This window comes from Roseburia hominis A2-183, from assembly GCF_000225345.1.
Lineage (GTDB): Bacteria > Bacillota > Clostridia > Lachnospirales > Lachnospiraceae > Roseburia > Roseburia hominis.
In genome coordinates, this window is the sequence record NC_015977.1 from 2,417,404 (window position 1) to 2,431,353 (window position 13,950).

General features: G+C 51.2%; 7 protein-coding genes, 1 tRNA gene and 1 riboswitch. Of the genes, 2 read left to right on the forward strand and 6 right to left on the reverse strand.

What is annotated here, in order from left to right; genetic code table 11:
• The first annotated feature begins 144 nt into the window (after positions 1-144).
• Positions 145-1,155, forward strand: coding sequence for an aspartate--ammonia ligase (gene asnA, locus RHOM_RS10845; RefSeq protein WP_014080351.1), 1,011 nt, complete (start codon positions 145-147; stop codon positions 1,153-1,155).
• 622 nt (positions 1,156-1,777) lie between these two features.
• Here the strand turns inward: asnA and RHOM_RS10850 are convergent.
• The 4 genes from RHOM_RS10850 to RHOM_RS10865 form a co-directional block, all read right to left on the reverse strand.
• Entirely contained in the window at positions 1,778-5,620 is a 3,843-nt protein-coding gene (locus RHOM_RS10850) for an acyl-CoA dehydratase activase (protein ID WP_014080352.1), read from the reverse strand.
• A gap of 133 nt (positions 5,621-5,753) precedes the next feature.
• Positions 5,754-6,656, reverse strand: coding sequence for a 30S ribosomal protein S1 (locus RHOM_RS10855; protein ID WP_014080353.1), 903 nt, complete (start codon positions 6,654-6,656; stop codon positions 5,754-5,756).
• 5 nt (positions 6,657-6,661) lie between these two features.
• Positions 6,662-9,016: a sensor histidine kinase gene (locus RHOM_RS16550; protein WP_143761712.1), complete on the reverse strand. Its 2,355-nt coding sequence runs from the start codon at positions 9,014-9,016 to the stop codon at positions 6,662-6,664.
• Positions 9,000-9,707 carry a response regulator transcription factor gene (locus tag RHOM_RS10865; protein WP_014080355.1) on the reverse strand — a complete coding sequence of 236 codons (708 nt, stop codon included), beginning with the start codon at positions 9,705-9,707 and terminating at the stop codon, positions 9,000-9,002. Before RHOM_RS10865 ends, RHOM_RS16550 begins: the two co-directional genes overlap by 17 nt.
• Before the next feature lie 218 nt (positions 9,708-9,925).
• On the opposite strand from RHOM_RS10865, the gene RHOM_RS10870 reads away from it, so the two are divergent.
• Positions 9,926-9,998: transfer RNA gene (locus RHOM_RS10870), tRNA-Thr, on the forward strand.
• A gap of 640 nt (positions 9,999-10,638) precedes the next feature.
• Here RHOM_RS10870 and RHOM_RS16555 read toward each other — a convergent pair.
• Together RHOM_RS16555 and thiC are read right to left on the reverse strand one after the other, a co-directional pair.
• Complete coding sequence (locus tag RHOM_RS16555) at positions 10,639-12,300, reverse strand: PIN domain-containing protein (RefSeq protein WP_014080356.1); 1,662 nt, start codon at positions 12,298-12,300, stop codon at positions 10,639-10,641.
• Between the two features lie 103 nt (positions 12,301-12,403).
• Complete coding sequence (thiC, locus tag RHOM_RS10880; protein WP_044024984.1) at positions 12,404-13,708, reverse strand: phosphomethylpyrimidine synthase ThiC; 1,305 nt, start codon at positions 13,706-13,708, stop codon at positions 12,404-12,406.
• A gap of 74 nt (positions 13,709-13,782) precedes the next feature.
• Positions 13,783-13,891, reverse strand: a riboswitch (TPP riboswitch).
• Between the last annotated feature and the right edge of the window lie 59 nt (positions 13,892-13,950).

The following is a 13,950-nucleotide window of genomic DNA, read 5'->3' on the forward strand; positions in this document are numbered from 1 at the left end:
TTTCCGAGCGCCCTTTCGTCTCAAATTGTATACACGTATTATTTTTCAAATACCTGTATCTTTTCTTGAAAATGAACTGCCCTGTGCTATAATTATTTAGGTTAATGTCTACGCTTTTGCGTACACAAGAGAGGAGAACCCCAGATGGACAATTTAATCATTCCAAAAGATTATCATTCAGAATTGAATTTGCATGATACACAGATTGCGATCAAGACGGTCAAGGACTTTTTCCAGGGACTGCTTGCACTGCGCCTGAATCTGTCCCGTGTATCCGCCCCTCTGTTTGTAGACCCGCTGTCCGGTCTCAACGACAACTTAAACGGTGTGGAGCGCCCGGTCACCTTCGACATCAAGGAGCAGAACGGCAGAACCGCGGAGGTTGTTCAGTCACTTGCCAAATGGAAGCGCTACGCGCTCAAAAAATACGGCTTTTCTTACGGGGAAGGTCTTTACACCGACATGAACGCCATCCGGCGCGATGAGATCACCGACAATATCCACTCCATCTTCGTGGATCAGTGGGATTGGGAGAAAGTCATCAAGCAGGAGGAGCGCACGCTCGACACCTTAAAGGAAACGGTGAACACCGTATACAAATGCCTGCGCAAGACCGAAAAATACATGGCGATCCAGTACGATTACATCGAGGAGATCCTGCCGCACGACATCTTTTTCGTCACGACGGAAGAGCTTGCGGAGATGTTCCCGGACAACACGCCGAAGGAGCGCGAATACTATATCACCAAGACCAAAGGCGCCGTGTGCATCTTAAAGATCGGCGATACGCTGGAAAACGGCGAACCGCACGACGGACGCGCGCCGGATTACGACGACTGGGCGTTAAACGCAGACATTCTTGTATACTATCCGGTACTTGACATTGCCCTTGAGCTTTCTTCCATGGGAATCCGCGTGGACAAAAAAGCCCTGCTGTCCCAGCTTAAAAAGGCAGGCTGTGAAGACCGCGCGAAGCTTCCGTTCCAGAAGGCGATCATCGACGGCGAGCTTCCTTACACCATCGGCGGCGGTATCGGTCAGTCCCGTATCTGTATGTTTTTCCTGCGCAAGGCGCACATCGGCGAGGTGCAGTCCTCCCTGTGGCCGGATGAGATGATGCAGGCATGCGAAAAGAGCGGAATCCAGCTGCTGTAAGCCTCGATTAAAAAAGGAATTGCCGCGATAAGCATAGATCTCTTGGGAGTGATAAGTAATATTATCAGAAACACTCTTCGGGATTTCATGTGGAAATGCAGATAGAATATTCGTTGGAAAAAAATGCGAGCATTTCTTCCGGCTGAATGTTTGCATCGGATTCCGTGTCTCTTCCACGTTTGGACAATCCGGCGGGTGCATGTCCGACACACCGGAGACAATGGGCGGACTTTCTGGTGTCCCTAATGGCGCCTCTTCACAGACAATATAAAACCGCGCGAACCGAACTCGTCGGCATCTGCTATTAAAAATAGGGCAGATGCCGACTCAAACAGCGGCTTCGCGCGGTTATGTTTTGTTCAGAGGTGCCATAAGGGACACACACAAAAGTCCTATAAATTGTCTTCCGGGATGCGGACATGACCCGCGGAGTGCTCCAAACTTGGAAAGACACGGATCATCGAAGATGCAAACATTCGGCTGGTTAGAAATGCCACATTTTTTGAACCGAATTTCCATCTGCATTTTCATCTGAAATCCCACGGTGTGGTTTTCTGATAATATTACTTACCAATCCAAAGAACGATATTCTTATTGCGGCAATTCCTTTTTGTCTCCTTTATTATTCCAGCAGCCCCAGAAAGATTTCTCTCCGCTCCACTTCTTCCGCTTCCTCATTTCCGTCCGCCCTGGCGTGCAGCAGCGGATATTTTGACCCCGTGCGCAGCATCTCCATCACCGACGCATAGTTGGCATATTCCGGTGACACCAGAATCATTCCTTTTCCACGCGGCAGTTCCTGCTCCATCAGGCTGCACAGATAGCGGAGGTTTGCTCCGTGAACCAGCGGAAACTTCTCCCGGATCTCCTGTAAGCGTTCGTCCGGCTGCTTCCAGCTGCCGTAAACGCCGCGGTAAATCTGCATAAATTCATGCAGCTGTTCTGTAAAATGCTCCGGAATCTTTCGCCCCGACTCCGCAGCAAGGAACCACAGATATTCCGAGAGCGGCATATACACCGGAACAAAAGCATGTTTCCTCACCGCTTCCTCCATATTCTGATTCAGATAAGCGCTATGCAGCACAATCGGATCGCCGGCCAGCAGCAGCTGTCTGTCCTCCGTCACATATACCGCCCACTCCTGTAAAAGGCTTTTGGTCCACTCCCTGCTCCAGGCATCCGGCGCGGCGGTCTTCTCCCGGAAAGAGGCACGCACCTTTTCCCGCCACTCCTCATCTAGGCAGTGCCATGCATCCCCGAGTAAGAGCACCTGCCACAAGATATCCGCTTCTTCCGCAAAAAGCAGCTGTTCCAGAAACGGTGTCACAAGATGCGCCCTCTTTCCGTCCGCATCTAAGACCGCACGCAGGATTTCCGGAACCATTCCGTCCGCCTCCGCACCCTCGGTCTGGAATACCAGAAACTGTTTTTCCTCCCCGTCCGTCTCCTGCAGCCGGTTTGCAATCTGTCCTGCCGCAGCCGAGAATGTACAGTATTCTTTTGCGGTGCTGTACGCTTTTCCCGCATGAAGATCCTGCGCCGTGTAATCCGGCAGTACTGCCGTGCGTTTTCCTTTCTGATTCAGGTAAAGTGCCATCCACTCTGTATACACGGACAGCGGCGGCAGATACACCGTCTCCTGCTGCGGTTCTTTCGTCTCTTTCATGCCTTTCTTCCCGTCCCGAAGCCGCTCGGACAATACGGCTGCCTCCGGCAGTATGGCGCGCTCCGTGCAGTTCTCTACATGGGATAAGCTGTTTAAAAACGCCTCGATTCTCGTTATCACTCCCACCTTGGACTGATGCTCGTCCACCTCTATTTTCAGGTACGGCTTGTCCCCCATAATTTCCGCAAAAAGGTGGGAGATCATGCCGTCCGGTCCGCAGCCGTGGTTCGTCAGATAGACGGCATACAGATTCGGATGCTCCTTAATGATCTTCGCTCCCGACAGAATGTGCTGCGCAAATGGCCAGTACAAATTTGGATAATGACCGGACAAATCCACATCATGTCCTTTCAGATGGGAAAGTGTCAACACTCTGCACCCTCTCTTTAACAGTTCCCCGGGAATTCCCATATTTAAAACCGGGTCTGACACGCCGTAGTTTCTTGTAATCAGAACGAGCACCTTGTCCTCCGGTTTCAACTCGTCCAGGATCTGCGCGCCCAGTTTTTCAGAATTCTTCTCACAGCGCACCATCGCCGCCGCGCCCTTCGCGAGCGCCGCCGCACACCGTGCCTTGTCGCATCCCAGTTCCTGACCCGCTTTGATCATCGCTCCCGCAAGCTGCGGTTTTCCCATATCCAGATCCAGAACCGGGCAGATCAGCTCCACGCCGCGCTCCGAAAGCCCCAGCACACTTGCGACAATCCGCGGCGCTGTCTGCATATAGACACAGCCGTAATTGTGCGCAACGCCGGAAGTCTCATGCCGGATCGTATGGATACACGGGATAAAAATGTAGTCCACCTTTTTTCTCGCAAGCCATTCCATGTGCCCGTGCAGTAATTTTACCGGATAACAGGTCTCCTCCGCCGCCATCTCCTGTCCGAGCGCAATGATCTTATCGTCCGTCTCCGGCGACAGCAATACATTAAATCCGAGAGTCTTAAAATACTGGTACGCCATCGGGAAAAATTTATAAATCATGAGCGCACGCGGGATTCCCACAGTCTTTTTCCCCGGCAGCAGCGTTCCGTCATAGCCTGCCAGGAACCATTTCTGGCTCTTCCGGTAATTCTCCTCGTTCCGGATGCTCTCCTTTTGGGATGTACCGCCCTGCTCTTTTGCCGCGAGCGCCGCTCCGTATGCCCCGGTCACATCGTAAAACGGCGTGATGTGAAGCCGTTCTCCAAACACTTCATAGAAAGCCGCAACGATTCCCTCGTTATGCACGACTCCGCCCTGAAGGCAGATATGTTCTCCCTTGCGCTTATTGCCGACTACCCTGTTTAAATAGTTTCTGACAATCGAGCGGCACAGCCCTGCACAGATATCCTCCTTGTCCGTGCCTGCCGCAAGCTCCGCTGCAATCTTGGATTCCATCAACACGGTGCAGCGCTCTCCCAGATCGATCGGCACATTTGCCTTCAAGGCACTGTTTCCGATCTCCTCCAGCGATACTTCCATGCGGTTCGCCTGTTCCTCGACGAAGGAGCCCGTGCCCGCCGCACACACTTTGTTCATCTCGAAATCGACAACCTGGCCGTCCCGGATACTGATGTATTTGGAGTCCTGACCGCCGATCTCAAACACGGTATCCACCTCCGGGCACAGATGGGCAGCCGCGCGCGCCTGCGCCGTGATCTCATCCAACACCGTGCCTGCACCGGTCTTCTCCGCGATATAGTACCGCCCCGATCCCGTGACACCAATGCCTTCCCACGTGAGTGCTTCCCCGTATTTCTGCTTTAACTGTGCCATTCCCTGCTGCACCGCGCCGAGAGGATTGCCGCGCGTTCTAAGATACAGATCGTCAATGACGGCTCCGTCCTCCCCCGTCAGCACAAGGTTTGTGCTCGTGGATCCCACGTCAATCCCGAGCCAGAGCTTTTCCCCGCCATGTAACGGTCTGGTCCGGTGAAGTGCCTCCTTCTCGTAGTCATATCGCGGCAGCGCCTTTCTTTTTTGCTCCTCATCCGCCACCTCCCTGCGGACCGGGTGTTTCCAGTCGAAGGCCAGCTTCCCGTGACATGCACAGGCTGCGATTCCGGCAGCAGACACCACAGCTCCCTCTTCCCCGCAAAGTAGTTCTTCCTCGTTTAATCCGAAGATATCACAGATGGCGAGGCGCACGCCTTCATTATAGACAACGCCTCCCGTCACAAGCACCGGCGGCTGTACCGGAAGCTTCCGCACGACCGCAGATTTAAAATTACGGATCACGGCATAGGAAAGTCCGAGCAGAATATCTTCCACCGGCACACCTTCCTGCTGTCTGTGGATCAGGTCTGTCTTGGCGAACACGCTGCACCGTCCCGCAAGCCGCGGCACACTTTTCGCCCGTCTGACATACTCCGAGTAGGCGGACAGCGGAAGTCCGAGCCGGTACATCTGATCCTCGAAAAATGCTCCCGTTCCGGCGGCACATTCCCCGTTCATGGCGTAGGAGAGCGTCTCTCTCTCACGGATTCCGGTAAGGAAGCAGGAATTCTGTGCTCCCATCTCTACGATGCTTCCCGCGTCCGGATAGAGCATTCTCTGTCCTTCCAGAAGGCTGCTGATGCGGTTGATCTGCACTTTCTTTTGGATCCCCGGATACAAACAGACTGCACCGGGATTGACCGCTGCATACAAAATCCTGTCGCCGCACGATGTCTCCACCTGCCCAAGCATGTCCACAAGATTCTGATACAGTTCTCCGCGATGCAGTCTGTAATCTTTATATATGATGTTTTCGCCTTCGACAACAACGATGGAAATACTTCCATTTCCGATGTCGATTCCAAGTCCTGCTTTTCTCATTGCTTTCCTCCGAAATTGCCTCTTACGCATAGTTAGAATATTCTAACTAAATGTATCACATTGCAAGAGCCGTTTCGGTTGCAAAAGCAACGGAATCAGTTTTCTATTAGAGAAAGATTCTCAAATAGTTTGATCAGTCTAACTTCAATCCTGCCAGAAGCGAGCCAAGGCTGGTTCCTGTGGATGTGTGGTCTGTATATGCCTCCAGATCTTCCACGCCTTCGGTATCTACCATCTCCTCTGCCAGCGCCTTCATGGACAGGCTGATCTTATTGTCGTTGGTATTCAATACCTTTGCCTTGACTTTCTCTCCGACCTTAAGCACTTCGGACGGCTTTCCGATTCTGCGCTCACAGATCTGTGAGATGTGTACCAGTCCGCTCAGTCCGTTGCCCAGATCAATAAATGCGCCGTACGGCATCAGGCTCTCGACAGTTCCCTCAAGCACGGTTCCCGGCACGATCATAGAGATCTTGTGATTGCGCTCCTCCGCCTCTGCCTCGAGTGCGACCGCCTTTCCGGAAAGCACGAGCTTTTCGCGCTCCTCATCCACCGTGATGACCCGGACCGGAATCTCTTTTCCTACCCAGCTCTCCGTATCCTCCACATAAGCGGATGTGATCTGGGATGCCGGAATGAACGCGCGGATCCCCTCAAGATATGCCACAACGCCTGCCTTCACGCTCTCCTTGATGCGGACGGTTACCGTTGTACCCTCCTCCATCATCTCTTTGAGCTTCTCCCATGCCTGCTCTTCATTGGCTTCCCTGCGTGAGAGAAGAATGTTGCCTGCGCCGTCGTCTACCCGGATCACGGTCGCCTCGATCGTATCCCCCACATGCACAGCCTCCGCCAGTGAGAAATCCGGATCGCTGCTCATCTCCTCCGCACTGATAAATCCCGGTGCATAATATTTCAGGTCAAGCGTAACGCCCTCCTCGTTGACATCGATCACCGTGCCGGTTAAAATATCTCCCTCTCTGATTCTGCGGAAAGAAGCTTCTAACTCCTCCTTGTAATCATCCATTGATTCCATGTGTCTTAAACCTCCATCTCTTTTTCTACCTGTAGTGTACCACATTTCAGTCTGATTACAACCTTGAATAAGTCACCGTCCACCTCGATCGTCAGTTTTCCGCCCTGCGCCTCGGTAAAACTTCTGGCGATGGCAAGCCCCAATCCTGAGCCCTCAGTACCGCGTGAGGTATCGCCGCGCACGAAGCGCTCCGTGATCTCCTCCGGATCAAAATTCAGTTCCGTTGCCGACATATTTTTGATCGTAATCTCCACGAACTCCTCCGGTGCCATCCCGTATTCCTGTACCTGCACGTACACACGGCTCTGCGGCATCGCATATTTCTGGATATTGACAAACAGATTTTCAAAGATGCGGAATGTCTTCTGATTGTCAAGCACCACGATCACTTTTTCCTCCGGCACATCCCATCGCAGCACAAGCCCCATCGCCGCAAAGCGCTCCGTATGCTCCACCGCAACCTGCTTTAACAGATTCACCACATCGACTTCCATCGGATGCAGCACAATATTGTTGCTGGTCGCCTTGCTGACCTCAAAAAGATCCTCGATCAATATTTTTAACCGCTGGCTCTTTTTATCGAGCGTCTCAATGTATGACCTGCGCTCCTCCTCCGTGATGTCCTCCTTCTTTAACAGTTCCACGTAGGTTGTGATCGCCGTGAGCGGTGTTTTTAAATCATGGGAAACGTTCGTGATGAGATCCGTTTTCATTCGCTGGCTCTTCACTTCCTCATCCACCGCCTTCTTAAATCCGTCGCGCACCCTGGAAAGCTCCACCTTCATCGGCTCATATATTCCCAGATCCTCGGTGATCTCCGTGTCCAGATCTCCGTCCGCCATCCGGCTTACACTGCGCAGCAGCGCCTGATAATCTCTGCCGATCCTGTCATAATATTTTTTGATAAAACAGAACACAAAGATGGAGTACACGATCAGCGCGCCGATGCCGAAAAACCACATCATCGAGCAGAGCGACAGCACCGCAAAGTTGATCAGCACGATTTTCCAGATCGTCTTTGTGGATTTTTCTGAAAAATCCACATGCGCCACCTCATAGCGGAACGTGTTCCACAATTTTTTCAACCACGGAAAAATCTGATAAATCAGGCTGTACTGTCTGATATATTCCCTGACTCCCAGGAAAAATACCGGACGCAGTACGCGAAGCGCCGCGTACCAGATGCCATACAAAAACAGGAGCGGGACCATCATCTGTCCAAGCTGTAAGATGGCTCTCCAGGCATTGTTTCCAAGTAAAACATCCACTCCTTCGCTATAATAGGAATAGCTTCTTATGATATCGTAGAAGTTTTCCTCCATACATGCCATGCAGCAGACGGCAATCACCGCCACCTCCATGAGATACCATTTCCCCGGGCGTTGCATTGGTATGTCTTCGTTCCAGATGCGCCTGCTCGTCATAAGAAACATCCATCCCGCCACCGCAGCAAGGCTTACCAGAAACAGAATGCTTCCGCCGGACGCACGGTACACTAACACCACCTGCACCCAGTAATTTGTCATATCCTCATACGGATCTCCCAAGGAAATCGTATCACTCGTTGATACCGGAAGCCCGAAGATCACCTTAAAGTCCTTCGGTCCCTGCAGCTGCCCTGCTTCCACATATCCGCCCAGCGACTGTCCCAAAAGATTTTCCCGGTCTACATTCTGAAACGCCTTGATCAGAACGCTGCCGCTGATATTTTCGTCGTACAGCGGTGTCACTTCCAGCGCGCCCTCTTTGTCAAAGGATAAGCATACGATGTCCGTATAATACTGCTTTATCTTCTCCGTCACAGTTCCATCCACGCATGTCTCGAGCGGCTGATCCGTATTTTTCACGCAGTCGGCACTGCTTTTGTATACACAGTAATCGATGTTCCAGCTGTCACTCTCAAACTGGCTTTTCCATTCGTCAAACGTAGAGGTTACCGTGTCCTTTACATACTGGTAATCTTCATCATCCGTCGGCAGATTCAAAAACAGTCCGCCTGCATCTGCCTGCCCGCTCCGCTCCATCTGTTCTACATACAGGACATAGCTGCCCTGATAGAGTGTCTGTACCGTATCGTTGTCCACGCTGTCCGAGGACTCGCGCATCATCTCCGCTTTCTGCTGCTCTTTCTGTCTCTCAGCCGTCCGGTACACCACCGGGAAAAAACACATGGTAATGATCGTGATGAAAATGATTCCCGCGATCGCTATGATAATCCGCTTGCTGCTGTTTACGGCATTGCTGTTGTTGCTGCTGTTGCCGGCACCATTATTTCTGCTGGCACCACTGTTGCTGCTGGCATCGTTATTTGCGCTGACATTGTTATTGCCGGCACCGTTGTTTCTATTGTTGTTTTTCAATTTTATATCCAACACCCCACACCACCTTTAAGTATTTTGGATCTTTCGGGTTGATCTCAATCTTGTCCCGGATATTTCTCACATGCACCATAATCGTATCGGTATTGATCGCCTTTTCATTCCACACGCGCTCATAGATCTCGTCCGCCGAATATACACGCCCCGGTGTCCGGATTAAGAGCGCAAGTATCTTGAACTCAATCGGCGTCATCTTCACCGGTTTTCCATCCACAAACACCTCCACGGTGTCCTCATTCAGTTCCAGTCCTCCGATCACATGAATCCGATCATTCTTTTCCTCCTTCGGACTCCTGTTTGCAAACTGCGTATACCGGCGGAGCTGGGAATTGACGCGCGCCATCAGTTCCAACGGTGTAAACGGCTTGGTCACATAATCATCCGCCCCGATATTTAACCCGATCACCTTGTCGGTCTCCTCTGACTTCGCCGAGAGCATAATGACCGGAAAGTCATATTTTTCCCGCAGCTTCATGGTCATTGTAACGCCGTCCATGCGCGGCATCATGATGTCGACGATCGCCAGCGAGATCTTCTCCCGCTCCATCACCTCAAGTCCTTCCACGCCGTCTGCCGCCTTGAATACGTTGTAATTCTGACTCTTTAAAAAGATTTCAATTCCGTCCCTGATTTCTTTATCATCCTCAACAATTAAAATGTTATATTGTTCCATTTTTCCGCTCCTGCTCTTGTTCTCTTTTCTGCTATCATAACACATCCGCCGCAGAATCACACGCCTCCCCGTGCATTGATTACATTTTACCTGATCTGCCGCAAAATTCCCCGCAGAAATACCCGAAAAATTTCTAAAGAATTATTTAGAATTATTATCTTGACAACTGCCACTTCGTAGTGTATAGTAGTACAAGTGCTGAGGCAACTCACACAGATGCTGCTGTGGCTCAGTCGGTAGAGCGTCGCATTGGTAGTGCGGAGGTCACGGGTCCGATTCCCGTCAGCAGCTTCATTGAGAAGAAGCGCAAATCCTTGAATGAAAGGGTTTGCGCTTTTTTGTGCTATGGTGTTACAGTGTTACGGTATTATGACAAATGTATTGTGATGGAAGTCTGGATGAGGGGGAATATACGGTTGAGGCGTTAATGCTATCTCGTGTCCAAGGGGGAAGTAGAAAAACTTTTCTCGTCCTGCGGGTCTCAGCGATACTTTTTCTATTCTGGGACCCAATTTTTGCTTCTATGCGGGTCTGGTTCGCACTTTTTCTCGTCTCAGACCCGGGTTGCTCTTCCCTTCTGGCATTATGTCAACCTTTTTCCATTCTTTCCGGGTCTGGCACGCACTTTTTCTGCTCTGGAACTTCGCCTTTCCCTTCTATCAGCCCCGGATTCCAATTTGTTTGACGATTCTTCACACATTTTTCAACACTGCTTCATACCTTTTTCACATTTATCCGGTATCTTAATCATTGTCAAGAGGAAATCCCCATTGACACAATTTCTTTTTCATAATATGGCCGGTAAGTCCCCCACATCTTACCTGCTTCTCCTTCTTTTTATAAAATGATAAACGTACAAAACGCCTCACCATCCGGTGAGGCGTTTTGCGTATTCCTGTTGAATACCCAGATTCTGTCAACTTCTCCTTTACTACATGCGATTCATCATCTTAATGTGTGACTTGAACAGGGAATAATATTTCATTCCCTTGTCTTTGCCATAGTGCCCCTGCAATGCTGCGCGGAGAGAATTGAGATTCTTTCGCTTTCCGTTTGCCTGATAGAGGAATCCCGAAAAATCTTCCGGCGGTTCCTTTGCATATTCACTGTGGTCAAAAACCATTTTGCAGTACATGTCAAACTTTTCTTTTAAGCCATAAGCCGGAAGTTCTGACCAGTAAGACGCATACTCTGCATTCGTCTTCAGTTCCTGATACAGCCGCTTGCCTTCTTCCTCGCCGAGAAGCGCAACCAGCGCATTGTGAAAATCCACCAGATTTTCCTTGCTGATGCAGGCACACAATGTCTTTAAAATTGCTCTCTCTGCATTCAGATCCAGTCCAAACTTCACTGGCGCTTCACTCTGGTCCGTGGCATTTGACACACTCTGTGGATTCTCTGACATTTCTTCTTTCAAATCCATCATTTCTGTCATCTGTCCGGATTGTTCCTCCGTCAGATCCGGCTTCTCATTCCCTGCGTTCTGCGTCTTTGCTTTGTCACTCTTCTGTGACTTTTCCGAACGATCCGGTTCTGACATACGCTCAGACTTTTCTGCTTTGACTGCTTTCGCTGACTTTCTTGACCGTTTTGCCCTGCCAGTCTTCTCTGCCGGCTCAGCCTTCCCGGATTTCTCTGCCAACCCAGCTTTTTCTGCCGATTCCGACTTCTCGGATGTCTCTGCATCCTCAGCCTTCCCGGTCACTTCCGGCTTCCCGGATGTCTCCGCATCCTCAGCCTTTCCGGTCACTTCAGCCTTCCCGGATGTCTCTGCATCCTCAGCCTTCCCGATCACTTCCGGCTTCCCGGATTCTCCTGCCAACCCAGCTTTTTCTGTCGGTTCAGCCTTCCCGGATTTCTCTGCATCCTCAGCTTTCCCGATCACTTCTGCCTTCCCGGATGTCTCTGCATTTCCAGCCTTCCCGGACGCTTCCGGCTTCCCGGATTCTCCTGCCTTACCGCCGGCTTTCGACGGTTCTGACTTCTTGGATGACCGTGGCTTCTTTGACTGCTCTCTGCCACGCTCTGCTTCCGCTTCCTGTCCAGTCTCCCGAACCTGCTCTGCTTCCGCTTCCTGTCCAGTCTCCCGAACCTGCTCTGCTTCCGCTTCCTGTTCAGTCTCCCGAACCTGCTCTGCTTCCACTTCCGGGCCAGCCGCTCTGGTCTGTTCCTGTTCCGGCTCTACTGCTGCCCCGGATTCCTTTGCCACGCGCTGCTTTTTCTCTGTCAGCATTCTGTGGCATTCCTTTCCGCTTAAACGGCTCACAGGCATTTTCCGTGTTGACCAGTAGCGCACCGCAGCGTCAAATCCCGTATCATTTGATACAATAACATACTCCCTGTCCGCGTTCTGGCTCAGGCGATAGCCAAGTTCCGATACCAGCTGGAAATCCAGCGCATTGCTTCCCTCAAAACACTTAATAAAGTCTGCTTCCTTTTCCGTCTCCTTGAGCATCCTCACATTTTCGTAATTCATATGCGGGCTCTTTGTCGTATAAAATACAAGAACCTCGTCATCTTCCTGCGAGGATACCAGAAGCGGCACCCATATATCTCCTACATTCTCACTGTCAACCAAATAAATTTTTCCCATTCATTCTCCTGCTGACAGAATCCTTTTTTATTATACCACATTCCGCTTTTATACTGCAATGTTGTTTTTCCGCTGACGCTTCTTCACTTTCCCGTGTTCTGTTTTATAAAATATCGATGTACTCACCCGCAAGCGCCTTGTTCATGCTGCGCACCGCACAGAATTTTCCGCACATGGAACAGGTGTCCTCGTGCTCCGGTTTGCGGTCCTCGCGGATTTGTTTTGCGGTCTCGGGATCAATCGCACATTCCCACTGTGCATCCCAGTCCAGCACACGGCGTGCGTCTGCCATCTTGTCGTCAATCTCTCTTGCACCCCGCACGCCCTTGGCAATGTCTGCCGCATGCGCCGCAATTTTCGATGCAATGATACCCTGCTTGACATCCTCCACATTCGGAAGCGCCAGATGCTCCGCCGGTGTCACATAGCACAAAAATGCAGCTCCATTCTGCGCGGCGATCGCTCCTCCGATCGCGGAAGTGATATGGTCGTACCCCGGGGCAATGTCCGTTACAAGCGGTCCCAGTACATAAAACGGTGCTCCCATGCAGATCGTCTGCTGAATCTTCATATTCGCTGCAATCTGATCCATCGGCATGTGCCCCGGTCCCTCTACCATGACCTGCACATCTCTTGCCCAGGCGCGCTTTGTAAGCTCGCCCAGCCGCACCAGTTCCTCAATCTGACACACATCGGACGCATCCGCCAGACAGCCCGGTCTGCAGGCATCGCCCAGAGAGATCGTCACATCATGCTCCCGGCAGATCTCAAGAATCTCATCGTAATACTCGTAAAACGGATTCTCCTCTCCGGTCATACACATCCACGCAAACACCAGCGAACCGCCTCTGGATACAATATTCATTTTTCTCTTGTGCTTCCTGATCTGCTCGATCGTCTTGCGCGTGATTCCGCAGTGCAGCGTCACAAAATCCACGCCATCCTCGGCATGCAGGCGTACCACATCAATAAAATCCTTTGCGGTCAGTGTCGCAAGATCCCTCTGATAGTGAATTACAGAATCATATACCGGCACGGTTCCGATCATAGCCGGACATTCCGCCGTCAGTTTTCTCCGAAACGGAATGGTGTTCCCGTGCGAGGAGAGATCCATGATCGCATGCGCTCCCATGTCAACTGCCGCCATCACTTTTTCCATCTCCACGTCATAATCCTTACAGTCTCTGGAGATTCCGAGATTTACATTGATCTTCGTCCGCAGCATCGAGCCGACACCCTCCGGGTCAATGCATTTGTGATGCCTGTTCGCGCAGATGACCACCTTTCCCTCCGCAACGAGCGGCATCAGCTCCTCTGTGGTCATGCGCTCCTTCGCCGCAACCTTCTTTAACTCCTCTGTCACAATTCCCTTGCGTGCTGCTTCCATCTGTGTTGCATACTGTTCCATATTTTTCTGCTCCATTTCTGCAGAGGGTGTACGAAAAAATCCGGCGTCGCAGTGACGCCGGATTCCACAAACTATCTGATCCATCATTCGCTCCCTACGACAGTATTAACTGACAGGTTCCAAGAGTCAGGTTTTAACCTTCTCAACCGTTTACGCATGCGCACAGTCCCTCTGCGATATATTCTTTTTCCTCTAACACCTTATCTCAATTCTATGCTTCTGTCAATCTCCCTTTCCTCAGA

Coding starts and splice junctions, on each gene's coding strand:
- asnA (WP_014080351.1), top strand. CDS start 145: ATGGACAATTTAATCATTCCAAAAGATTATCATTCAGAATTGAATTTG.
- RHOM_RS10865 (WP_014080355.1), bottom strand. CDS start 9,707: ATGGAACAATATAACATTTTAATTGTTGAGGATGATAAAGAAATCAGG.
- RHOM_RS10850 (WP_014080352.1), bottom strand. CDS start 5,620: ATGAGAAAAGCAGGACTTGGAATCGACATCGGAAATGGAAGTATTTCC.
- thiC (WP_044024984.1), bottom strand. CDS start 13,708: ATGGAACAGTATGCAACACAGATGGAAGCAGCACGCAAGGGAATTGTG.
- RHOM_RS10855 (WP_014080353.1), bottom strand. CDS start 6,656: ATGGAATCAATGGATGATTACAAGGAGGAGTTAGAAGCTTCTTTCCGC.
- RHOM_RS16555 (WP_014080356.1), bottom strand. CDS start 12,300: ATGGGAAAAATTTATTTGGTTGACAGTGAGAATGTAGGAGATATATGG.